Raw genomic sequence first — 21819 nt, 5'->3', positions numbered from 1 at the left:
TTCATCAGCCACGGCGCTTGGCGATCGCCTTTTCAAAGATGCGCTCCAATTGCCGCGCACTTTCCATCCAATCGAAGCGAGCGGCATTCGGCCTTGCCTTTTCGGCAAGGCGCGCATGAAGCTCGCTATCGGTCGCAAGGCTTTCCAGACCGCCAAGGATGGATTGCACGTCGTTGGGGTCGACGAGGATACCCGCCTCCCCGGCAGCCTCCGGCATGGATGATGTATTTGATGTCACCACGGGTATGCCCATCGCATTGGCTTCGATGATGGGAAATCCAAAACCTTCATAAAGCGACGGCATCGCCAGAAATCGGGCCTGGCCATAGAGCTGCGCCAAATCGGCATCGGATACATAGCCGGTCAGCCGAACGAACGGCTCGATCTGCAGGGTCGCGATGTGCTCCTTGAGATCACCAAGCCTCCAGCCTTGGCCGCCGGCGAGCACGAGCAGCAACTCTTGCCGTATCGCTTCCGGCAAAGACGCGTAGGCCTGCAACAGCCGCAGCAGATTTTTGCGCGGCTCAAGCGTCCCCACGAATAGAATATAGGGGCGATCGACGCCAAAAGACGACAGAGGCTTGGGCTCGGTCGTCCCGCCGATGGCCGTCAAACCGGGATAGATCACGTTAAGCTTTTCGCCGCATGCCGGAAACTGAGCCTTCAGCACATTGGCCGTAGCGGCGGAAACGGCAACGACTTCATCCGCAACTGCAATCCCCGGCTTCATCAGCCAACGATCGCCCATCCATGTCTGCCAGCGCATGGTTGCGGCCATGTCCTTCCAGACGAGGTCATGGATCGTGATGACTCGCGCGATCCGGCGATCAAGAAAGGACGGCAGACGGTGCGCCGGCCCCCAGAAGACGTCAATCCCGTCCTGTGCCGCGCGGCGTGGCAGCTCCGTCTGCGCCCAGATCATTCTCCTCACGCCGCCCGGAAAGCGCGCGACGCGCAGCTCCGCGGGGGGCAGAGCCTTTACGTCCCCATGAGGCTCCTGCGGAAAATAGAGATAGAGCTGATGGCCAAGAAGCGCGAGATGCCGGCTCGTTTCCAACACATACCGGCCAATTCCGGTCATGCTCGTCACCAGATTGCGCGCGTCGATACCGATCTTCATTTGGAAATCACCCCTGCGCCGACATGTGTCGCGATCTTGTCATCACAACGGGACCCTCAGCGGATTGCTCCACCAGCCGACTGACTCTTGAACCATGCCTATCTCGGCAGAGGCAGCACCCCGTCGCTTGAACTCCAGTGGGATATCGATCGCCAAATAGACACTATCGCCGGGCGGCACTACGAGCGGAATACGAGATTCATAGTTGTCGGGACCTATAAAGCCGCCGTCTTTCGACGGGATGCGATAACTCGCCGCCACTCCAAACGAACCATCGGCGGTGCTGGCGCCCGCCCATGATTTTGGCGAGAGATTTGTCACTCGGACGAAGTATTTCAGGTTCCCGCTGTCGGTTGCGATCGGTCCTTCGACCAGCTCGATCTTGTGCCGGGTGTCCCCGCGAACAAGCGGCTTGGACATTTTCGTGTTGCCGATATCGGTAATCGGGACATAGGTCTTGTCCGCAGCTGGCTTGTATATCCGATACCAGTCGTCAGCGAGGACGACCCGCTGCAATTCCTCGGCGCTTTCCCTCCAGCTTGTCCCTCTATTCACCATCGGCTGCGAAGAGGAAGAGAGGACGCTATCGGTGGAAGCATTCACGAATGAACGGATCGTTGCTGCAAGAGAATCGGCGGAACCGCTGGTGAAGAAGCGACAATTTTGGTCACTCGCCGTGACTTCGCGAAAAACGGGAATATCGCTCGCGATCACGACTTTCCCGAAATGCGCCGCTTCCACGATCGGAAGACCGAAACCCTCCGCATAGGAGGCCGCAATCAGCGCATTGCTGCTCGCATAGGCCTGCTGCAGCTTTTCATCCGAAATGCCATTGAGCCAGACGAGGCGCTTTCCGTATTCACGATGCTGCTCGATGCGCCGAACAAGATGCTCGACGCCCCACCCGGGCTTCCCGACGATCGTCAGCCCGATATCCTGACCCTCATCCCACAATCGATCGAAAGCGTCCAAGGCGATCGCATAGCCTTTACGAGGCTCGAGTGTCCCGACCATAAGGAAGGCGGGGCGCTCGTTTTGGCGATCAGCGGCGATGCTTGTGGAAACGGCCGCTCTGCCAAAATCGGCACCGAGATGCCAATAGCCTATCTTCATCTCTCGCGGAAACTGGATGGCCTCGAGTATCGTGATCAGCTCATCGGCAACGGCCTTCGAAATACAGACAAATCCGTTCGAATAAGCAAGTGCCGTCTGAAACCATGCCGAGAAGGTGGGAGGCATGCCTGGATCGCAGAAGCCGGGAAATCTCAACGGAACCGTGTCGTAGAGACACGAAATGACTGTCGCGCCTCTGAGCCGCGCGGCGCGCAGTGTTTTATAGTGATGCCTGAAAAACTCCCAGGAACTGTCGAGCATCAAGATGCGGTCACTCGCGGAAAACTCCAGACGCGCATCTTCTGCGAATGCCGTCGCACCCTTGGGTTTCTCCAGCGTCCTTGGAATAGCGAACCAACCGTCGGGGGAATCGCTATAGGCCACGATCCGCTCGACACGCTGGCTGTCTGCATCCTGCAACGCAGGCAGATTGGCACATATGTTCTTGACGACCCGTTGAATCCCGGTCTTGTGATCGACGCGATATGTGGATGTGGCGTCGATGATCAGCCGCGACGCTGTCGATCTTATGATCTCCGCGCGCGCAAGCGCCTCCGAAACCATGTCCGGCGGGAGATCAAGACTTTGAACCTGGCGCAAAACGGCTTGCTGAGCCGTTGAAAGCGGTTCAGCGTTGCCTTTGCTCCGGGCTGTCGCAACGGCATCCTTCAATGCGGCAACGGCGATGGCGGCGGATCTCGTCCAGCTGAAGTCCAGAGCATGGCTCCGCTGCCTCTCGGCCGCAACTCTTGTCGCCTCGCGGTCGCTCAGCGCATGCTGCATGACCCGTGCTATGTCAGTCACATCGGCTGGGTCGAAGAGAAATTCTTGATCTCCAATGACTTCCGGCAAGGCGCCGGTGTTCGACGCTATCACGGGGGTGCCGCAAGTTGTCGCTTCCAGCGCCGTCAGGCCAAAACCCTCCAGTAGAGAAGGCTGGATTACTAGGTCAGCCTTCTTATAGAGTGCTACAAGTTGGCTGTCGGTCACATGTCCAACCGCTACAAAGTCCCGCGCGGGAAGCCCCAGCTTCCGCCATCTCTCCTCTTCTTCTTTGAGGGGCGATTTCGGATGATCGCCGGCCAGCACGAAACTGTACTGCGCTCGCAGATCTGCCGGCAACCGCGCAAACGCCGCGATGGCGGATTTCACATTCTTTCGCCAATCCAGGCCACCAACATAAAGGATGAAACGCTTCTCCGTTGGCCTGGGAAACTTTCCATCAGCATGGTCGATCGCATCCCTGAAATCTTTCGATATTCCTGCGAGCATATTGATGGCATGAGAATTTTTCGAGATTTCGACGCACTCGCTGCGAGAGTATTCGGAAATGCAGAGATTGAGATCGAATTGTGAATAAAAGGCAAGGCGCCGCTCATAGCAGGTACGCGTCGCCGACGTCAGCAAATACTGTTGGGGGTAACGGTGAGGTATCGCATCGTAGAATATGGATGCGACAGGAATTTTCAAAATACCATTGGGAAGAAGGGGAATGGCCTTATCCCTGAAACCTTCGAAAGGGCTTGCGGAGAGGGCGATGTCCGGATTGAGCGAGGCCACATGATATGCGAGCGCGATCTCGCTGAGCCGCCGTCGCTCGGAATAGCCGTCGATCCCTTCCCCACCCTCGGCAACGCCATGCCACATGAGGATGTTGGCGGGTTTTATCCATTGTTGAAGATGGTCACGAGCAGCAAGCGCATCCTGCGGCATACCGGCATTGAGCGAGACGAGGAGATCGATCTCCGGGTGATTATCGATGATCCCCAGGAGCAGTTCCTGCACATATCGACCAATTCCGCGCCACTTGCTCGCTGTCTGAAAGCATTGCCCATCAATCCACAATCGCATCAAAGACGATCTTTCATTTCGATTTTGAGATGCCCTGAAGCAACATGTTCCATTTGGTCACAGCGCCCTTCGGCGCATCGATAAACCATTGCCCCTCCTGGTCGCCGTCCAGGAATTCGAGCGTTGGAACTCCATATCCCTGGGCTCTTGCGAATGCCGCAAGCCTTCCCCTTAACATTGGAAAGCGCTGCGCCGACCGAAGGCAGGCATCCTTTAACCGCGGCCTTTTGGCAAGCCAACCCAAGAGCCTTTCGAGAAAGACAGCGACGATACGTTTCAGTAGCCTCTTCATCTCCACGAGCTTTCGATTTCCTGCCCGAAGCGGGCGAGTAAAACATCATGAAATGCTATTGTGCACCTGTTCGAGTTGGTGGCGAGGAACACTCTCCGGACTGCTCGCGTCCCGGGCAGCGTCCTCCAGATCGCAGATTTGATCGTCCTCTGCTGACGCGCAAGCTCCGCGCTGGTCTACATTATCAGCGCGCGATCCGGATCTTCCAGTCCTCTAATACGTCGCCAAGGGTGCGACGCAGGTCTATTTCCGGCTTCCAGCCCAGGGCTTCGAAGGCCGCCCTGTTATCACCGGCGGCGACGGCAATTTCCGATCCGCGCAACCGCTTCGGATCAACTTCAACGTCGACATCCGATCCGGACAGCTCAATCAGCATATCGAGTATCGACTGAATCTGCACCGGCCGGCCTGACGATAGATTGAAGACTCCGCCCAGAACCTCGGATGTCACGTCGTTCAGCGCGGCATCGGCATAGGCGCGCACGACATCGCGAACGTCGAGAAAGTCGCGGTATGCCGAAAGATTCCCGACGCTGATACGAGGAACTCCGACACCCGAGGCAATTTCGGCGAGTTGCTTCGCGAAAGCGGGTACGACATAGTCGACCGTCTGGCCAGGTCCGGTATGGTTGAACGGACGAAACCGGATCGCTTTCAATCCATCATAGGCAAGTTGGCCGATCAAAATATCGGCCGCCGCTTTCGTCGCGCCGTAAACATTCATCGGCTTGAGCGCCGCGGTTTCCTTTATCGGCACCTTCGCCGCGTCAACGAACGAGGCGCCATAGGCTTCAGAGCTGCCGACGAAGACAAACCGGGCCTCCGGCGCATATTCCATCACGGCATAGGCGAGATTCATCGTACCCTGGAAATTCACATCCCAGGCCCGCTGTGGCATCTTTCGCGCATCCCCCGGGGCGGCGATGGCAGCGAGATGGATGATGGCCGTCGGGCGGCAATCGCGGATCAAGGTCGCCACCTGCTCCCGATCCGCAATTTCGGTCTTCCAGTCCGATACATCGCTTTGACCGGCGGTCAGAACGGTTAACTCCGTACCCAACTCCAGCCGTCGCTTGTTGAGCTCATGCAACAGCCACGAGCCCACGAAGCCGCTCGCGCCTGTTACAAGAATTCGATGTTCCCTCGGCATGAGCTGCCTCGCCATCCGCTAGAGAGTCTTACTTGTCCAACCGCTTGAGGTCGGCCTCGACCATTTCGACAATCATCTCTTCGAGGCTGATTTTCGGCTCCCATCCAAACGTCTTGCGAGCCTTCTCCGGGTTGCCGAGCAGCACATCCACTTCCGCCGGGCGGAAGAGTTGAGGATCGATCACCAGATGATCCTCCATCTTCAGGCCGACATGCTGAAAGGCGATGGCACACATGTCGCGCACGGTCGTCGTCCGACCGGTCGCAATGACATAGTCGTCAGCGACGTCCTGCTGCAGCATCAGCCACATGGCACGAACATAATCCTTCGAATGCCCCCAATCGCGCTTGGCATCGATATTTCCGAGCCGAAGTTCGTTTGCCAGGCCAAGCTTGATGCGAGCGACCGCATCCGTCACCTTGCGCGTGACGAACTCGATACCGCGAAGTGGAGATTCATGGTTGAAGAGAATGCCGCTCGACGCATGCAGGCCGAAACTCTCACGATAGTTGATCGTGATCCAATGGCCGTAGAGCTTGGCGACCGCATAAGGCGAGCGCGGGTAGAAGGGCGTCAGCTCCGACTGCATCGGCTCCTGAATGAGCCCGTACATTTCCGAGGAAGACGCCTGATAGAAGCGAGCCTCAGGCCGCTCGAGACGGATGGCCTCCAGGATATTCGTCACGCCGAGAGCCGTTACCTGGCCGGTGAGATAGGGCTGCTGCCAGGAGGACTTGACGAAGGATTGAGCACCGAGATTATAGACTTCGTCCGGCGTAACGTCCTTTATGGTACGGACGAGACCGGAAAGATCCATCAAGTCACCGTCGACGATACGGACGTCTTGTTCGATGCCAAGCCATTGCAGGCGGCTGAGATTGACATCCGAAGTGCTTGAACGACGGGCAAGTCCATGGACTTCATAACCGTTCTTCAGCAATAGTTCCGCCAGATAGGCGCCGTCCTGACCCGTGATCCCCGTTACCAGTGCTTTCTTCGCCACTTATATCTCCATTCTCGCCGCATTTGACCAAATTGCTTACAGCAAGGCACCGCTCTCTGCCGAACACATAGTCACTCCGGGTGCCGATTTTCCAGCGCCATTTAGCCGTTATGTGAGCCAATGACAACGACTGGCGACAAGTTCCCCCATGGCGTGCGCTATCGATAACAAAAAACCACCTATGAGGAAGTCCATACTGCAATCGTTCGTTCCATGTCAAAATCGGACTGGGCAGCAAGTTTGGGGATTCTGGGGCCGCCGCATTCGTCGGCCGCAATTGGGCACCGAAGACAGACCGCGTCATAATAGGCCGAACGAGCTCAATTGAAGACTTCCGCGATCGAATTTTCCCTAGACGCGCTCGCTCTGGATCGGCAATTCGCCCGCCAGTTCGCGATATAGACCATAATAGGCCAAGCACATTTTCTCAGCGGTGAAATGCGAGAGATAGCGATCCCGGGCCGCGGCACCCATCGCGATCGCCTTCTCCCTATCCTGCCAGATGCGCTTCATCGCCTCCGATAGGGCATCGATGTCATTCGGCGGTACCACGAATCCCGTCTCGTTGTTCAAATTGACGAAACTTGTCCCAGTGCCGATTTCGCAGGAAATCATCGGCTTGCCGAACATGGCAGCCTCGACGAGCGACAGTCCGAAAGCCTCTGAACGGAGCGGGGACGGGAAAACCAGCGCCTCGCAGAGTTCGAGCAGGGCGATCTTGTCGGGATCCGGCAGGGCGCCGACAAAGTGGACATTGTGGACACCTTGTTCGGCCGACTGCTTCAACTCCGCTTCCATCGGCCCGCTGCCGACGACGACGACGCTTAGGCCGTTCCTCCTTGCCGCCTCCAGCAGGATGTGGACACCTTTGTAATATCTCAGAACGCCGACAAACAGGAGAAAGCGGTCGGGAAAGCGGTTGCGCCACCGCGCACGGGTCGCCTCATCAGCCCTTGGATAGTCCGCCTCGTCGAGACCCAAGGGAATGACTGTCGTCTTCGATTCGAACCGTTTCAGGACGTCACTCGACGCCAGATAGTTGGGGGACGTCGCAACGATGCTATCGACACTTTTCAAAAAGCGAGACATCAACGGCTTGTAGAATTGCAGCAGGACCTTTTGCTTCACGATATCGGAATGATAGGTGACGACCGTCGGCTTGTCGGTATGGGCCGCAAGATGGACGATATCCATCACCGGCCAGGGGAAATGATAGTGGACGATGTCAGCCCTGCTGCTCAGCTCGCGAAAACGTCCGAACACCTCGCGCGAGAAGCCGGTGGAGGCGAATTCGAAATCGAGTCTGGCCTTGTGAGCCATATGGCCATCGAATTCCACGCTGTGTTCGCTGGGCTTTTTGCTAAGTGACAGAACATCGGATTCGACGCCGTATTTGGCAGTCCCTTTGGCAATCGCATGGATTGTCCGCTCGACACCACCAAATGTATCGGGCCAATATGTTTTGAAGAAATGTAGAACGCGCATGCTATTCCTGTATCGAAAAGCGATGGCGGCGTCACCTACGGCATCGTTTGGCCTGTCAAAAACACATGACGAGTCGCATTGCCTTGCATGCATGCTTCGCCGGCGAGCGGCCCCGATATCGTCTCAATCGAATAGTTCTGCGTCCGCGAGCAACGGCTGGCGTTGATCCTTGGCGGAAAGTGTCGATACGTCGGCGGTTTTCCAGTCGATGGCGATTTGAGGGTCATCCCAGCGAATTCCGCGATCGCTCTCCGGCGCATAATAATCCGTCGTCTTGTAAAGGAATTCGACATGGTCGCTTAGCGTCAGGAACCCATGGGCAAATCCTTCCGGGATCCAAAGCTGGCGCTTGTTTTCCTCCGACAGCAAAACCCCCACCCATTGCCCGAATGTCGGCGAGGATTTCCGGATATCGACAGCGACATCATAGACTTCGCCAACTACGACCCGAACGAGCTTGGCCTGGGCATGCGGCGGCAACTGATAGTGCAGACCGCGCAAGACGCCCTTTCCCGACCGGCTATGGTTGTCCTGCACGAAATCGGCGCTTCGCCCGATCGCCGCCTCGAACTTGGCCTTGCTGAAGCTTTCGAAGAAGAAGCCACGGTCGTCGGCAAACACCGTGGGTTCGATGATCTTGACATCCGGAATGGCGGTATCGATGGCTTTCATTCGTCTTCCTGCTTCAGTTGATCGCATTGCGGAGGCAAGCTGCGGGAGATGTCACGGCGCGGTCAGAATATCCGCTCGCGCAGCATTCCGAGAAGATATTGCCCGTAGCCGTTCTTCTTCAGCGGAAGGGCCAGCGCCTCGACCTGCGATGCATCGATCCAGTCGCTGCGATAGGCGATTTCCTCGGGGCAGGCGACTTTCAGGCCCTGCCGGTTTTCGATGGTGGCGATATAGTGACTGGCCTCCAGCATGGATTCGTGCGTGCCGGTGTCGAGCCAGGCATAGCCACGCCCCATCGTCTGCACATCCAGTTGTCCGGTGTTCAGATAATGCATGTTGACATCGGTTATTTCCAGTTCGCCACGCGGCGAAGGGCGTATGGATTTCGCCACGTCGACAACGCTCGCATCATAGAAATAGAGCCCGGTGACGGCATAATTGCTCTTCGGCAGCGCCGGCTTTTCCTCCAGGCTGATCGCCCTGCCCTGCTCATCGAACTCGACCACACCGTAGCGATGCGGGTCCTGGACGTGATAGGCAAAGACAGTTGCTCCGGTCTCCTTCCCGCTTGCCTCGTGGAGCAATCGAGTAAAGTCATGTCCGTAGAAAATATTGTCCCCGAGCACCAGGGCGGACGGTGCTCCATCCAGGAATTTCTCGCCGATCAGGAATGCCTGCGCCAGACCATCCGGGCTCGGCTGAACCGCATACTCAAGCTTGATCCCCCATTGGCTGCCATCACCGAGCAATTGTTCGAAGAGAGGCGTGTCCTGCGGCGTCGAGATGATGAGGATTTCGCGGATGCCGGCCAGCATCAAGGTCGTCAGCGGATAGTAGATCATCGGCTTGTCGTAGATCGGCAGGAGCTGCTTGCTGATTGCAAGCGTCAGGGGGTAAAGGCGTGTTCCCGATCCACCAGCGAGTATGATGCCTTTGCGTGCCTTGTTCATGGTCCAGCGCCTCGTCTCTATCGCGTTCTCGTTCCGTCAGGCCATGGAGGGTGACCACAAGCCTTCATGAGATCTTGCCAGTTTCAATGCGTCGAAGGCTTCAGCCTGTCGATGACGTCCTCGACACCCTCCTGCCAGGCAGGAAGACTGAGGTCGAAGCCATCCATAAGCTTTGTGCAATCCAGTCTCGAATTGTGCGGGCGCTTTGCAGGCGTCGGGTATTCGGCGGTCGGGATAGGCTTGAGCGCGTCGATGGTCAGCGCAAGCTTGACGTCCCTGGCAGATGCCTGGCGGACGATATGCGCCGCATAGCCATGCCACGACGTGTTGCCTTGCGCGCTGAGATGATAGGTGCCCGACAGATCCGACGCATCCGGACGGGCGATACGCTCGATGACCGTGCGCGTGACATCGGCGATCAGGGCCGCCGATGTCGGCGCCCCCACCTGGTCGGCAACAACATTCAAGGAGCTGCGCTCTTGCGCGAGCCGAAGGATGGTCTTCAGGAAGTTGTTGCCGTGATGGCCGTAAACCCAGCTCGTCCGCAGGATGAGATGGCGACCGCCGGCGGAGCGGACGGCCTCTTCACCCAGCCATTTGCTTTCGCCGTAGACCGATTGCGGATTGGCCGTATCGCTCTCCACATACGCATCGGCTTTTGTGCCGTCGAAAACATAATCGGTCGAATAGTGCACCAGCCAGGCGCCGTTGTCGGCGGCCCAGCGCGCCAATAACCCCGGCGCCGCCGCATTCACGGCCATCGCCTGCTCCGCGTCGCTCTCGGCACGATCAACAGCCGTATAGGCGGCCGGATTTACGATGACGCGCGGCCTGTGCGCCTGCAGTGCTAAGAGAATGCTTGCCTCATTGGCAAGATCCATCTCGCCGCGGTTCATGGCCACCACGTCGCCGAGTGCTGCGAGCGAGCGCTGCAATTCGAACCCGACCTGTCCGTTGGCGCCCGTCACCAGAATTGTGCTCACAGCTGCACCTCATACTGCTTGCCGACCCATTCGCGATAGGCGCCACTGGTGACGTTTTGCACCCAATCCTGGTTACCGAGATACCATTCGATCGTCTTGCGAATGCCCGTCTCGAACGTCTCCTCGGGCTTCCAGCCCAGTTCGCGTTCGAGCTTGCGGGCATCGATGGCATAGCGGCGATCGTGACCGGGCCTGTCCTTCACGAAGGCGATCTGATCGCGGTAACGGGTGCCATCGGCCTTTGGCCGCAGCTCATCGAGGATGGCACAGATGGTATGAACCACATCCAGATTGGGCTTTTCGTTCCAGCCGCCGACATTGTAGGTCTCACCGACCCTGCCGGCTTCCAGCACGCGACGAATGGCGCTGCAGTGATCCCTGACGTAAAGCCAGTCGCGGATCTGCTGTCCGTCGCCATAGATCGGGAGGTTCTTGCCCGAAAGCGCATTCAGGATCACCAGCGGGATCAGCTTTTCCGGAAAGTGATAGGGGCCGTAATTGTTGCTGCAATTCGTCGTCAGCACCGGCAGCCCATAGGTATGATGCCAGGCGCGAACGAGATGATCCGATGCAGCCTTACTGGCCGAATAGGGGCTGTTCGGCTCATAGCGATTGAGCTCGTTGAACGGCGCGTCGTCCTTGGACAGCGTACCGTAGACCTCATCGGTCGAGACATGGAGAAAGCGGAAGGCCGGCTTCTCGTCGCCCGGCAAGCCATCCCAGTGACCACGAACCGCCTCCAGCAGATTGAACGTGCCAACGACATTCGTCTGAATGAAATCGCCCGGTCCGTGAATGGATCGGTCGACATGGCTTTCGGCGGCAAAATTGATCACCGCGCGGGGTTTGTGGGTCGCAAGCAACGTATCGACCAGTCCGCGGTCACCGATATCGCCATGCACGAACACATGACGATCATCGCCGTTCAATCCCCTCAGCGTATCCAGATTACCGGCATAGGTCAGCTTGTCGAGGTTGATGACCCTTTCATCACCCTGCCTGAGCCAGTCGAGAACGAAATTCCCGCCAATAAAGCCGGCTCCTCCGGAAACCAATATCGTCATTTAAATTCCATTTTTGCCGAAATTTTTTATAAAACTGCAGCCGAGGCCTGCAGCACCGAGAAATAAACAGCGTTGGCAATGTCCCCGCCACCTGAAGCCTGCTCGAGCATACTGGAGAACGGTGGGCGGCGTACAAAAGATGGCCGGGACCGATCCGCCGGTCTCACCAGGTCACCCTGAGGACGCTGTACGCAGAACCGTCGCCGGAGAACCACTATGGGCTTGGGCTGGAATCAATTCCATTTGGCGGGAGACAATCATCCCTTCTTGAAATGTTCGCATAGGAACAACGACGCAGCTCTTCATGTGCGGCGGCAATTGGCTAAATCAGGCTACCTTATTATCCGGCGACACCACCAAACACAATATACCGTGACAAGCAATGGTTGAGAATCGCAACTCCTTTGAAAAAAAATAACTGAACTTCAGCGCGATCCGGAAGCGTCAACCGGCTTCGAAAGCGACTAGAGTAACCCGGCTCGAGCCAAGGCTGCTACTTCTATTGATTGGAAGCCGAGAATTGGCTGGGGAACCTGGACTCGAACCAAGATTAACGGAGTCAGAGTCCGTCGTTCTACCATTGAACTATTCCCCAACGGCCGCCTAGCGATGAAATCGTTCGCGGCGAAGGCTGCGCCTCTATAATAGAATTCGCCGCAGATGCAAATAGTTTAACGCGGACAAATGCAATTTTTTGAAAGCCAAAAGCTGAAATCCGGGATGGCCGGCGAATGCGCGTTCTTCAAGGGGATTCTGCGGATATCACCGTCCGCGTCGCCCATGACAGCTGATCAGGGATAGCCGGCGTCTCTCAAGACCAGCATTTCGGCCGGTTTACCAGCGCAAGATGCGTCGGCCGATCACATAACCCACCGCGGTGACCATGGCGATTGCCATCGGATACCAGAGCAGGACGAAAAGCGGGCTGTCATCCGTGCAGTTGGATGCATAAAAGGTCGCGGCGATGCCGCTGGCGGCAAGCCCCGCGACGGCGCCAGCCAAACCCGGCTGCTCCGGCGCCCCATGACGCAATGCAAAGAGGAAGCAGGCAAGCGGGCCGATCGACAATAATGGAATGAGCGTCAGGCAAAAGCGGGCATTGTGTCCGATCATCCGTGCGCTCCAGCTATCCGCCGGTATGACCGCCATCTCAACGGCCGCCGCCGCCAGCAGCAATAGCGGCGCGGCCAGAAGCGTCCAGCCCCAGATGCGCAAGGAGACGCCTGGCCGGCCGATGCGGAAGACGACGGCGCAGGCCGTCGCGGCGAGAGCGATCGTGACGACGAATTTGAACAGGAAACGAACGGTCTCGATCGCGCTGCCTATATCGGCGCGGAAACCGATCATCGCAAAGAAAATGCCACCGCTGATCAGGATGCCCGCGATGACCGACAGGGCCAGGACCTTGCCGATCCGCGTGCGGACCGGCGCATCCTGCGCCAAAAGATTGATGAGGTCATCGGTTTTCACTGGTCTCACTCCGGTACAAGGCCGCAAGCACCTTCAAAGCACGATGCAGTGCAACACGCACCGCACCTTCTGTCATCCGCAACCGATCCGCCGTCTCCCGCACGCTGGTTCCCTCGACGGAAATCGAACGCACGATGGTCTTCTGCGGATCCTTCAATTGTTCCAACATACGATCGACGTCTAACCGATCCAAGGCGTCCGTCTGGTCTTCCGCCTCGAGAATATCGATCACGTCATCGATCGGTACGCTCGTATGTCGTCCACGTCGCCTGAGGCCGTCGATCAGCTTGTTGCGCACGATCGTCGATATCCACGGGCCGATCGGGCGCGATGCGTCCCAGGTTCCGCGCTTCAGATGGATGGTCAGCAGCACTTCCTGAACCACGTCCTCGGCCTCGCTTACCGGCGCGCCGAACTGTTCGCAACGCCGGCGCGCCATAGCGCGCAGATGCGGTGTCACTGCGGACAGAAAACGATGGTAGGCCTGCACGTCGCCGTTGACGGCGGCACGCATCCAGACTGCCCATTGCTCTTCGCGCGCCGAATGATTCACCCGACATCTCCTCTACGCAGGACCGCAGGCTTTCGTTACCGGCAACGGCCATTCTTTTTCAAGCCTTTTCGGAAAAGGCTTCGATCTAAGACGACGGCGCCGTGATCGAACGGTATTATTCGCCCGCTTGCGCGCTTCCAATTAGAGCATCGTTGGCTACACTCAGAGCAGGTAGGATAAACGCGTAGCCGGCGCATGACATCGTAACGACGTTCAAAAAAATTTCGCACCGCCTGTAACATCCGCTCGGACAGCTCCGTAGACCTTGATGCAAGCCAATGACGGCTCGCACCCATCAAGGAGACAGTCCCATGAAGAACAGCCTCATCACCCTGGCCATTGCCGGTTCGATCGCCTCAGCACTTGCCTCCGTCGCGGTTCCCGCTGCGGCTGCCGACTCCAAGGAAAAATGCTACGGTGTCGCCCTCAAGGGTCAAAATGATTGCGCCGCAGGCAAGCATGATTGCGCCGGCAAGTCGACCATGAGCTACGACAAGATGTCCTTCAAGCTCGTTCCGACCGGCACCTGCACCTCCATGAAGACCCCGAAGGGCCACGGCACGCTGACCCCGGCTTGACCCTAACCCGGATCACCGATCCAATCACAGGATGTAAGGAGCATGGCATGAACAAGATTTCCGCAGTCGCCTTGGCCGCGTCGGTCGCGACGGCTTTGACATTGGTCGCCGGCGTCACCACCGCCTCGGCCGCCGATGCCAAGGAAAAATGCTACGGCGTCGCCCTCAAGGGCCAGAATGATTGCGCCGCCGGTCCCGGCACGACCTGCGCCGGTACATCGAAAGTCGATTACCAGCGCAACTCGTGGAAGCTCGTTCCCGCTGGAACCTGCGAAACGATGAAGACACCGAACGGCCACGGCACCCTGATGCAGGGTCCGGCGCCTGTCTGACCCAAGCGCGGTGACGCAGGGCGGCGCAAATTCCCGCGCGCCGCCCTCCTCCCAAGATCAAGCATATCCAAATGGAGGCTTGCAATGAAACCGTCAGAACTTCCCCGTCGCGCCGGCGTCGGCTTCAAGCCGGAGCATTTCGCCGCCATAGACGCCGTAAGCCAACCGATCGGCTTTTTCGAGGTCCATGCCGAAAACTACATGGGCGCCGGCGGACCGCCGCATGCTCAACTCGGCAAGCTCCGCCAGGACTATGCCCTGTCCATTCACGGCGTCGGGCTTTCGATCGGCTCGATGCAGCCGCTTGATGCCGATCACCTTGCCCGCCTGAAGATTGTCTGCGACCGCTACGAGCCGGAGAGCTTTTCCGAGCATCTGGCATGGTCGAGCCACGACACCACCTTTCTCAACGATCTCCTGCCTTTGCCCTATACCGAAGCGACCCTCGCCCAGGTTTGCGCCCATATCGATGAAGTGCAGACGCTGCTCGGCCGCCAGATGCTGCTCGAGAATCCGGCTACATATCTACTGTTTGAGGAAAGCACGATCGAGGAAGTCGATTTTCTCTCAGAAGTGGCCCGCCGTACCGGCTGCGGCCTGCTGCTCGACGTCAACAACGTCTTCGTCGCCGCCACCAATCACAGGCTGGATCCGCGCGACTACCTCAAACGTTTTCCAGTGCAGCAGGTGCGCGAAATCCACCTGAGCGGCCATTCGGAAACCACCGACGATGCCGGCGCGCCGCTTCTGATCGACAGCCACGACACGCCGGTGAAGGATCCGGTCTGGGAACTCTATGAGGAGCTGATCACCCGCACGGGACCGATCGCCAGCCTGGTCGAGTGGGACAATGATGTCCCGCAATGGCCGGTTCTAAGGGCCGAGGCGGAGGCCGCCGACACCATCCTGCGGCGCGCCGCCGAACGCCGGGCGGCATGAGGAGGAGTAATGTCTCTCTCGACGCAAACCGAATTCGCCGCAGCGCTTGTCGATCCCGGCCGGTCCGTTCCTGAGGGCCTCGCGGCCTGGAACGGTCCCCGCCCCGAGCGACGCTTCGGCGTCTACCGCAACAACGTCGCCATCGGCCTGATCGGCGCGCTCGCCTCGCGCTTTCCGGCTGCCGAAAAGATTGTCGGCGCGGAATTCTTCGCCGCCATGGCGCATGAATTCATCCGGCAGCATCCGCCGCGATCGCCGTTGCTGCTGGCTTATGGCGACGACTTTGCCGATTTCGTCGCGATATTCGAACCCGCGCGCGAAATTCCCTATCTGCCCGATGTCATCAGACTGGAGGCTGCACGCGGCAGGGCCTATCACGCCGCCGACTCAACACCGCTCGACGCCGCCTTGCTGGCAACGATCGAGCCGGAAGGGCTGGCAGGTTTAAGCTTCGTGCCACATCCCTCCACGTCGATCATTCGCTCGGCTTTTCCGGCGGTCACCATTTGGGCGATGAACGTCGGTGAGATCGAGCTGGCGGACATTGAAGATTGGACGGGTGAGGATGCGCTCGTCGTCCGCCCGCGGATGACTGTGGAAGTGCACCGCTTGCCGGTCGGCGGCGCCGCCTTTCTCGAAGCGCTCATTGCCAGCGCCGATCTGGGCAGCGCCTTCGAGACGGCTCTCGCTGAAACTCCGGACTTCGATCTTTCCGCCAACCTTGCCGGCGCGCTCGCGGCCGGCGCATTCACGGCCGTTCGCTGAACGCCAGGGAGAACCAATATGCAAGACCAGATGATGACGGCCGCCACGGCCGAACGCGAAACCGTGCCGCAAAGGCTCCACGGCGCCCTCAGGCTTCTCGACCGCATTCCGCATGATCTGATCGCCCTCGTTGCACGCCTGTCGATTGCCGCCGTCTTCTGGCAGTCCGGCCAGACCAAGGTGGATGGGTGGCATGTGACCGATAATGCCGTCTACCTCTTCCAGACGGAATACAAACTGCCCTTCGTCGATCCCTGGATCGCCGCCCACATCGCCGCCTTCAGCGAGCATTTCTTTCCCTTTTTGCTGGTAATCGGCCTGGCCAGCCGGCTGTCGGCACTGGCACTGCTCGGCATGACGCTTGTCATTGAAATATTCGTCTACCCCGACGCCTGGCCGACGCACGGCACATGGGCGACCTGCTTTCTGGTGATCATCGCCGGCGGTCCGGGCCGGATCGCGCTCGATCATTTCATCGCCAAGCGGTTCGGCCGATCGTCATAATGCCGAAGCGGCAGGAGCGCCGGTCGCCGGCGCTCCATAGCATGGCTTCCGCAGAGTAATCCGCGCCCTATCGCAGCACGGGCTCCCCATGGAAGCGGCGTTGCGACGGCTTCGAGACGCCAAAGCCGACTTCCATCATCAGGCGCGGCTTTTGCGTGGGAACGGTGCCCATGTGGAAGCCGAAAGGATCCTCGACAAAGCCGGAGCCGGCCTTGCCCGTCAGCGTTAAGGTGCTCGCTTGCCCATAATAATCGAGCACTTCGTCTGCCGAATGTCCCACAAGCAGCGTGAGCTGATGTTTGACACGCCTCCGCTTGTGGCTGCCTTTGACGAAGACGTGCGGGCCGGTGCCCTCGTCCACGTCGACCAGATTGAAGAAGAACTTCAGCATCCGCCAGTCGTCGAGGTCGAAATGGAATTTGTCGAGCGAAGCCATGCTTCTGTCCGCTTCCGACGCCTGCGTCGGAAAACTCCACCAGATGCGCGTGGTAATCACCTTTGCCTGCCCACCAAGATATTGCCGGGCGACGTCGATCAACAGCGGATCGCGTTGAACTGCGAGGACCGCATCGCAATCGAGCGAACGCTCGAAGAAATGCCCGCTGAGGATCGGGCGTGCGAAGCGGGTCTCCGCCTGCTTATGTTCGCTCGCGACGAATTCGAGCTTCCTGTTGAAATTGCCGAAGCAGCCGGTGGTTTGCGCGAATTCTGTGATTTCGCGATGGATATGGTCCGGGAGCATCAGGCCCGAATAGATGCCATCCGTCCGCAATGCGTTGACGACAGTGCTACGCTCGAGCCCAGTGAACATGGAAGCACCGGAAACGGGAAGCGTGACGGCTTGCCTGGTGGCAAACCAATGCATGCGCCGAAACGGGAGTGTTCGCGCCAGGAGGAACATCGGCAGCCAGGCTGGATTTTCCCGAAGATCGGTCAGGTAGGTGGGTATCCTAACAGCCATTCGCTTGAAGCGACCGCCTTGCCGGGCAATGGACTCCAAGTCTTTTGCCGGGGGATTGTGCATAGCTATCCTTTCCGCACATGTGCAAAAGCCACGCAACAGGCCCAACATCCTGTTGATGTAATTCTTTGAACATAAACATTTATTCGCTGCAGCGGGGGTCTCTGCTGCACTGCGGCAAATAGAAGCCGGTGGACCCCGGTCAAGGGGGCGGAAAATCACAATCCTGATTTAAACGGTAGAATTTTTCGCATAAACACGCTGCGATTTAGAAAATGCTTACGGAAGCGCACGGGCCGGTTGTTTTCACGGCCTCCGGTCCGAAAACAGCATAGCCGGACGCATAAACGGGACATTTCATTTGCCGTTGCTTAGGACAATGGCGCTATTAAACACTTGGCAAGCGCAAGCCGAACGACAGGATCGAGACCTCGCGGCAACAAAGTTTGATGGCGGCTACGATTTTGACAGTCTTCCAACCGTCACAATCCTGTTCGCATTATTGGCTAAACGAGCGGAAAACGTGAAAGAAGGCCCCCGTATATGACAGAAACGAAGACCTTTGACCCGGCGGACGGGATAGTCGACTTCGATGCCGGCGAAGGCGAAGCCGCAACCGTGGTGGAGATGGACGACTATACCAAGAGCCTTGCCCAGGCGAAGGCAAAGTCCGTCAAGCTCGTCGATGCCATCACCGGCCAGACGCTCAAGAAAAAAGATGCCGTGCACGTCGACGACCTCCGCCCCTCGCTGGCGGATTTCATGCGGTTGAAACATCCCGAACTTCGCGCCGACGACTATATCAGCCGCAAGGCGATGGACGACTATCGCGCCCAGTATATCGCCGAACTTTTGACCGATGAGCGCGGCGAGCTTTCGAACCTCGAAGACGAAGTCGTCGAAAGCCTGAAGACGCATGATACACTGGCCGAGAATATCGAAGAGGATTACGAGGATCACCGCTCCATCGGCGACCGCATGGCCGACATCGTCGCGTCCTTCGGCGGCAGTTGGACCTTCATCATTTCCTTCTGTTTGTTCCTGACCGTGTGGATGGGCATCAATGCCCTCATGGGCGAAAACAAGGCCTTCGATGCCTATCCGTTCATTCTGCTGAACCTCATTCTCTCGACGATCGCTGCATTGCAGGCTCCCATCATCATGATGAGCCAGCGCCGGCAGGAAGCAAAGGACCGGCTGCGCGCGCTCAACGACTACAAGGTCAACCTGAAAGCCGAACTGGAAATCCGCCACCTGCATGAAAAGGTCGACCATCTCCTCAATCGCCAATGGGAGCGGCTCACCGAAATCCAGCAGATCCAGATCGAGATGATGCTGGAACAGGCCAAGGCGGCCACACGCGCCATGAAGGCCAACAAGGCGGTGAAAGCCAAGACCAGTGCGCTGAAGAGCCTCTTCGGCAAGGTCAAGGAACCCGAGCCGGACGATTCGCCGAATTGACGCGACGAAGACCGATGCGGCCATGGCCCTGCCCCGCGGCCATGGTTGCGCCGGATAGCCGGCTATTCTCCAAAGTTGGTTCTGCGGATCTCGGTCCCGCAAGATAGTCGACCCAAGCGCGGAACACGTCACGCCTCGGCCTTGAACGTGCGGCCGAGATCCGGCCCGAGGCCGAAATAGTGCCTGAACACGTAGAGAAGCGGGCTCCATCTCGTCGTATCGATATGATTGCTGCCCGGTATGACGATACTCCGGTGCGCATGAACGCGAACCACCTTCGCTTCGATGATCCGGAAATTCTCAGGCCGGTCCGAGGGCCATTCGCCACCGGGTTCGTACGACGCCACGACCTCGGCTTCGAATTGAATCGGACACTCCGCTATGCGCAGCGGACCGACAAGCTCTGCAGCTTGCGGCGTAAAGCCGGCGACATCGAACTTGTCGGATTCGAACCGGTATCCGATCTTCTCCTTGTGGGGAGGAACCGGATCGCGACCCGTCGTCGGAGCAATCGCTTCGATCTTCTGCCACAGATCCGGAGAGGGAAAATTCAACACCAGCTGCCGCTCGCGCATGGCGTTCTCCCGACCCTTGCTTGTCGATGTCAGGCCCAGAACGACGCGGTCGAAGAGCGTCCAGGCCGACGACATGGGCGAGATATTCGTGGTGCCATCGGGATTGAGACTGGTAACCAGCACGACGGGCGTGCCGACATAGAGCACGCTGGGCTTGATGACGATATGTTCGCGATCACTCTCGACGGACTTGGATAAGGCTGTGTTCATCAACATTGCAAACTCTCCTTATTGAGCTGCAGTGTAGCCGAACAGGCACATGGAATAGTTCGGTCGTGGCCGAACAATGGACATCAGAGAACAGATCGGTCGATGTGGGCGGCGGCAAATATGCCCGGGCCTTCCTCGCGCTTTTGCGTCGCAGCGGTCTGGTCGCCGGGTAGATCGAGGCGGCCCGAAGACGCGGATTCCCACGCCCGGGCAATTGACATTCGCCGCCGGTGTGACACCGTTTCGGCTTGTTGCTGAAACACCGTTTTGAGGCAAAATGACAAAACGATCGCAAGCAGTTATCACCACGGCCGAAGAACGCCCGCGCGACGGATGGGACGACCCCATCCATGGCCGCATATCCTGGCACACGCTGCTGAGCAGCGACATCACCCCGACAGACAGCATGAGCGCCGGCATTGCGGAACTTGCCCCCGGCGGCGAGCTCAAGCCTCACCGGCATGACCCGTCGGAGATCTATTTCATCTTCGAGGGGACAGGCATCGTGCGGATCGACGGGCAGGAAACGACAGTCAAGGCCGGCACGACAGTCTTCATTCCCGGCAACGCCGAACACGGCATTCGCAACGAATCGGGCACAGATCTGAAGTTTTTCTACGTCTTCCCGACCGGCTCTTTTGCGGACGTGATCTATCGCTTTCCGGAAAACTGACCAATCTCAAGACCATTCTTATCTGGCAAGCGATCTGGGAAACTGGGCAACCAAGGCCCAAGAATGGCGGAGAGGGTGGGATTTGAACCCACGATGCCCTTGCAGGCATGCCGCATTTCGAGTGCGGTGCATTCGACCACTCTGCCACCTCTCCGGTTATGCTGGTCGGCGCGTTTGAGCGCGGCGTTCTCATAGCGAGAGACGGGGGGGATGGCAAGGGCGAATATGAAAGCTTTTCATCCTTTTGCCTTGACAGATCAGGGGCGCTTATATATCCCGTACGACGCAATAGGTGTGGATAAGTCCGTACCTTGCCAGCCTTGCTTTGCGCGAGGTTTCACCGGCAGATCTTCTTGAGGGCCTCAAGCCTTTGGAATCCCTGCTAAGTTTCGACTGATAAAAAGACGGCCACTTGTCCTTGTTGGCAAGAGAGCCGGAACGAACATGAAAGGACAAAAAATGTTCGCAGTCATCAAGACCGGCGGTAAGCAGTACCGTGTGGCAGCCGACGACGTGCTGACCATCGAAAAGCTGGAAGTCACCGCCGGCGACATCGTAGAATTCACCGAAGTCCTCGTTATCGGCGAAGGCGCCGACGCTGCGATTGGTGCTCCCTTCGTCAAGGGCGCTTCCGTCAAGGCCGAAGTGGTCGAGCACAACCGCGGCAAGAAGGTCATCGCCTTCAAGAAGCGCCGTCGTCAGAACTCGAAGCGTTCGCGCGGCCATCGCCAGCATCACACGGTCGTCCGTATCAGGGACATCGTGGCTGCCAAGTAAGTAACGGGATCAGGGTTTAAAGGAGAACTCCAATGGCACACAAAAAAGCTGGCGGTTCGTCGCGCAACGGTCGCGATTCCGAATCCAAGCGCCTTGGCGTGAAGAAGTTCGGCGGCGAGAACGTCGTCGCAGGCAACATCATCGTGCGTCAACGCGGCACGCAGTGGCATCCGGGCACCAACGTTGGTCTCGGCAAGGATCACACGATTTTTGCGCTTACCGCGGGCAACGTGAACTACCGTACGAAGGCCAATGGCCGCGTGTACGTGTCTGTAATGCCGAAAGCGGAAGCAGCGGAATAAGCCGGTAGCGCTCTAAAACAGCCGGCGTCTCATCGA

Annotated in this window: 22 protein-coding genes and 2 tRNA genes; 9 read left to right on the top strand and 15 right to left on the bottom strand. The window is 58.2% G+C overall.

Translation table 11 applies throughout. From position 1 onward, the window contains the following. Window positions 1–4 precede the first annotated feature (4 nt). The 12 genes from FHT28_RS12685 to FHT28_RS12630 all read right to left on the bottom strand — a co-directional run bounded on the left by FHT28_RS12685 (window position 5) and on the right by FHT28_RS12630 (window position 13706). On the bottom strand, window positions 5–1120 hold the full coding sequence (locus FHT28_RS12685) for a glycosyltransferase family 1 protein (RefSeq protein ID WP_168596440.1): 1116 nt from the start codon (window positions 1118–1120) through the stop codon (window positions 5–7). Between the two features lie 42 nt (window positions 1121–1162). Then, on the bottom strand, window positions 1163–4018 hold the full coding sequence (locus FHT28_RS12680) for a glycosyltransferase family 1 protein (RefSeq protein ID WP_168596439.1): 2856 nt from the start codon (window positions 4016–4018) through the stop codon (window positions 1163–1165). Window positions 4019–4560: 542 nt separating this feature from the next. Then, on the bottom strand, window positions 4561–5526 hold the full coding sequence (locus FHT28_RS12675; protein ID WP_047554421.1) for a GDP-mannose 4,6-dehydratase: 966 nt from the start codon (window positions 5524–5526) through the stop codon (window positions 4561–4563). Window positions 5527–5554: 28 nt separating this feature from the next. Continuing rightward, window positions 5555–6529, bottom strand: a complete 975-nt coding sequence (gmd, locus tag FHT28_RS12670) for a GDP-mannose 4,6-dehydratase (protein ID WP_168596438.1) — start codon at window positions 6527–6529, stop codon at window positions 5555–5557. Between the two features lie 351 nt (window positions 6530–6880). Beyond that, complete coding sequence (locus FHT28_RS12665) at window positions 6881–8014, bottom strand: glycosyltransferase family 4 protein (protein WP_168596437.1); 1134 nt, start codon at window positions 8012–8014, stop codon at window positions 6881–6883. 123 nt (window positions 8015–8137) lie between these two features. Further along, window positions 8138–8686 (bottom strand): dTDP-4-dehydrorhamnose 3,5-epimerase, encoded by a 549-nt coding sequence (gene rfbC, locus FHT28_RS12660; RefSeq protein ID WP_092573093.1) that lies wholly within the window; start codon window positions 8684–8686, stop codon window positions 8138–8140. A gap of 62 nt (window positions 8687–8748) precedes the next feature. Beyond that, the gene (gene rfbA / locus FHT28_RS12655; RefSeq protein ID WP_168596436.1) at window positions 8749–9636 is read right to left on the bottom strand and encodes a glucose-1-phosphate thymidylyltransferase RfbA; all 888 of its coding nucleotides are present in this window, start codon (window positions 9634–9636) and stop codon (window positions 8749–8751) included. Window positions 9637–9719: 83 nt separating this feature from the next. After that, window positions 9720–10619 carry a dTDP-4-dehydrorhamnose reductase gene (gene rfbD / locus FHT28_RS12650; protein ID WP_168596435.1) on the bottom strand — a complete coding sequence of 300 codons (900 nt, stop codon included), beginning with the start codon at window positions 10617–10619 and terminating at the stop codon, window positions 9720–9722. After that, the gene (gene rfbB, locus FHT28_RS12645) at window positions 10616–11683 is read right to left on the bottom strand and encodes a dTDP-glucose 4,6-dehydratase (RefSeq protein ID WP_168596434.1); all 1068 of its coding nucleotides are present in this window, start codon (window positions 11681–11683) and stop codon (window positions 10616–10618) included. Before rfbB ends, rfbD begins: the two co-directional genes overlap by 4 nt. A gap of 521 nt (window positions 11684–12204) precedes the next feature. Then, window positions 12205–12278: transfer RNA gene (locus FHT28_RS12640), tRNA-Gln, on the bottom strand. 239 nt (window positions 12279–12517) lie between these two features. After that, window positions 12518–13153 carry an NrsF family protein gene (locus FHT28_RS12635; protein WP_168596433.1) on the bottom strand — a complete coding sequence of 212 codons (636 nt, stop codon included), beginning with the start codon at window positions 13151–13153 and terminating at the stop codon, window positions 12518–12520. Continuing rightward, window positions 13140–13706 (bottom strand): sigma-70 family RNA polymerase sigma factor, encoded by a 567-nt coding sequence (locus FHT28_RS12630; protein WP_037195762.1) that lies wholly within the window; start codon window positions 13704–13706, stop codon window positions 13140–13142. The genes FHT28_RS12635 and FHT28_RS12630 overlap by 14 nt, the downstream gene beginning before the upstream one ends. A 311-nt stretch (window positions 13707–14017) precedes the next feature. Here FHT28_RS12630 and FHT28_RS12625 point away from each other — a divergent pair, with 311 nt between their 5' ends. The 5 genes from FHT28_RS12625 to FHT28_RS12605 all read left to right on the top strand — a co-directional run bounded on the left by FHT28_RS12625 (window position 14018) and on the right by FHT28_RS12605 (window position 16824). Then, a complete protein-coding gene (locus FHT28_RS12625) occupies window positions 14018–14284 on the top strand; it encodes a DUF2282 domain-containing protein (RefSeq protein WP_037195760.1) in 267 nt (88 codons plus the stop codon). Window positions 14285–14331: 47 nt separating this feature from the next. Next, window positions 14332–14616: a DUF2282 domain-containing protein gene (locus FHT28_RS12620; RefSeq protein ID WP_037195758.1), complete on the top strand. Its 285-nt coding sequence runs from the start codon at window positions 14332–14334 to the stop codon at window positions 14614–14616. Window positions 14617–14700: 84 nt separating this feature from the next. Then, window positions 14701–15555 (top strand): DUF692 domain-containing protein, encoded by an 855-nt coding sequence (locus tag FHT28_RS12615; protein ID WP_168596432.1) that lies wholly within the window; start codon window positions 14701–14703, stop codon window positions 15553–15555. 9 nt (window positions 15556–15564) lie between these two features. After that, the gene (locus tag FHT28_RS12610) at window positions 15565–16320 is read left to right on the top strand and encodes a DNA-binding domain-containing protein (RefSeq protein ID WP_168596431.1); all 756 of its coding nucleotides are present in this window, start codon (window positions 15565–15567) and stop codon (window positions 16318–16320) included. Window positions 16321–16338: 18 nt separating this feature from the next. Next, complete coding sequence (locus FHT28_RS12605) at window positions 16339–16824, top strand: DoxX family protein (protein WP_047637656.1); 486 nt, start codon at window positions 16339–16341, stop codon at window positions 16822–16824. Window positions 16825–16891: 67 nt separating this feature from the next. Here FHT28_RS12605 and FHT28_RS12600 read toward each other — a convergent pair whose 3' ends face one another. Beyond that, window positions 16892–17848 (bottom strand): phytanoyl-CoA dioxygenase family protein, encoded by a 957-nt coding sequence (locus tag FHT28_RS12600; protein WP_112440721.1) that lies wholly within the window; start codon window positions 17846–17848, stop codon window positions 16892–16894. Window positions 17849–18328: 480 nt separating this feature from the next. On the opposite strand from FHT28_RS12600, the gene FHT28_RS12595 reads away from it, so the two are divergent. Next, window positions 18329–19246 carry a DUF1003 domain-containing protein gene (locus tag FHT28_RS12595; RefSeq protein WP_092573085.1) on the top strand — a complete coding sequence of 306 codons (918 nt, stop codon included), beginning with the start codon at window positions 18329–18331 and terminating at the stop codon, window positions 19244–19246. Window positions 19247–19374: 128 nt separating this feature from the next. Here FHT28_RS12595 and FHT28_RS12590 read toward each other — a convergent pair whose 3' ends face one another. Next, a complete protein-coding gene (locus FHT28_RS12590) occupies window positions 19375–20037 on the bottom strand; it encodes a flavin reductase family protein (protein ID WP_168596430.1) in 663 nt (220 codons plus the stop codon). A gap of 271 nt (window positions 20038–20308) precedes the next feature. On the opposite strand from FHT28_RS12590, the gene FHT28_RS12585 reads away from it, so the two are divergent. Beyond that, entirely contained in the window at window positions 20309–20704 is a 396-nt protein-coding gene (locus FHT28_RS12585; RefSeq protein WP_047559473.1) for a cupin domain-containing protein, read from the top strand. A 64-nt stretch (window positions 20705–20768) separates the two neighbouring features. On the opposite strand, the gene FHT28_RS12580 is transcribed toward FHT28_RS12585, so the two are convergent. Next, window positions 20769–20858 (bottom strand) — tRNA-Ser (locus tag FHT28_RS12580). A 305-nt stretch (window positions 20859–21163) separates the two neighbouring features. Here FHT28_RS12580 and rplU point away from each other — a divergent pair. After that, the gene (gene rplU / locus FHT28_RS12575; protein ID WP_168596521.1) at window positions 21164–21481 is read left to right on the top strand and encodes a 50S ribosomal protein L21; all 318 of its coding nucleotides are present in this window, start codon (window positions 21164–21166) and stop codon (window positions 21479–21481) included. 32 nt (window positions 21482–21513) lie between these two features. After that, entirely contained in the window at window positions 21514–21783 is a 270-nt protein-coding gene (gene rpmA / locus FHT28_RS12570) for a 50S ribosomal protein L27 (RefSeq protein WP_037195734.1), read from the top strand. Window positions 21784–21819 lie beyond the last annotated feature (36 nt).

Source organism: Rhizobium sp. SG570 (genome assembly GCF_012275345.1).
GTDB lineage: Bacteria > Pseudomonadota > Alphaproteobacteria > Rhizobiales > Rhizobiaceae > Rhizobium > Rhizobium lusitanum.
The sequence above is the reverse complement of the archived record's forward strand: the minus strand, read 5'-3'. Positions and strand labels throughout refer to the sequence as shown.

What these genes read in the sequence shown, in the direction of transcription:
- FHT28_RS12685 (WP_168596440.1), bottom strand. Translation starts at nt 1,120, where the DNA reads ATGAAGATCGGTATCGACGCGCGCAATCTGGTGACGAGCATGACCGGA.
- rfbC (WP_092573093.1), bottom strand. Translation starts at nt 8,686, where the DNA reads ATGAAAGCCATCGATACCGCCATTCCGGATGTCAAGATCATCGAACCC.
- FHT28_RS12600 (WP_112440721.1), bottom strand. Translation starts at nt 17,848, where the DNA reads ATGCACAATCCCCCGGCAAAAGACTTGGAGTCCATTGCCCGGCAAGGC.
- rfbB (WP_168596434.1), bottom strand. Translation starts at nt 11,683, where the DNA reads ATGACGATATTGGTTTCCGGAGGAGCCGGCTTTATTGGCGGGAATTTC.
- FHT28_RS12595 (WP_092573085.1), top strand. Translation starts at nt 18,329, where the DNA reads ATGACAGAAACGAAGACCTTTGACCCGGCGGACGGGATAGTCGACTTC.
- rfbA (WP_168596436.1), bottom strand. Translation starts at nt 9,636, where the DNA reads ATGAACAAGGCACGCAAAGGCATCATACTCGCTGGTGGATCGGGAACA.
- FHT28_RS12610 (WP_168596431.1), top strand. Translation starts at nt 15,565, where the DNA reads ATGTCTCTCTCGACGCAAACCGAATTCGCCGCAGCGCTTGTCGATCCC.
- FHT28_RS12665 (WP_168596437.1), bottom strand. Translation starts at nt 8,014, where the DNA reads ATGCGCGTTCTACATTTCTTCAAAACATATTGGCCCGATACATTTGGT.
- FHT28_RS12590 (WP_168596430.1), bottom strand. Translation starts at nt 20,037, where the DNA reads ATGTTGATGAACACAGCCTTATCCAAGTCCGTCGAGAGTGATCGCGAA.
- FHT28_RS12625 (WP_037195760.1), top strand. Translation starts at nt 14,018, where the DNA reads ATGAAGAACAGCCTCATCACCCTGGCCATTGCCGGTTCGATCGCCTCA.
- FHT28_RS12585 (WP_047559473.1), top strand. Translation starts at nt 20,309, where the DNA reads ATGACAAAACGATCGCAAGCAGTTATCACCACGGCCGAAGAACGCCCG.
- FHT28_RS12675 (WP_047554421.1), bottom strand. Translation starts at nt 5,526, where the DNA reads ATGCCGAGGGAACATCGAATTCTTGTAACAGGCGCGAGCGGCTTCGTG.
- FHT28_RS12620 (WP_037195758.1), top strand. Translation starts at nt 14,332, where the DNA reads ATGAACAAGATTTCCGCAGTCGCCTTGGCCGCGTCGGTCGCGACGGCT.
- FHT28_RS12615 (WP_168596432.1), top strand. Translation starts at nt 14,701, where the DNA reads ATGAAACCGTCAGAACTTCCCCGTCGCGCCGGCGTCGGCTTCAAGCCG.
- rplU (WP_168596521.1), top strand. Translation starts at nt 21,164, where the DNA reads ATGTTCGCAGTCATCAAGACCGGCGGTAAGCAGTACCGTGTGGCAGCC.
- rpmA (WP_037195734.1), top strand. Translation starts at nt 21,514, where the DNA reads ATGGCACACAAAAAAGCTGGCGGTTCGTCGCGCAACGGTCGCGATTCC.
- FHT28_RS12605 (WP_047637656.1), top strand. Translation starts at nt 16,339, where the DNA reads ATGCAAGACCAGATGATGACGGCCGCCACGGCCGAACGCGAAACCGTG.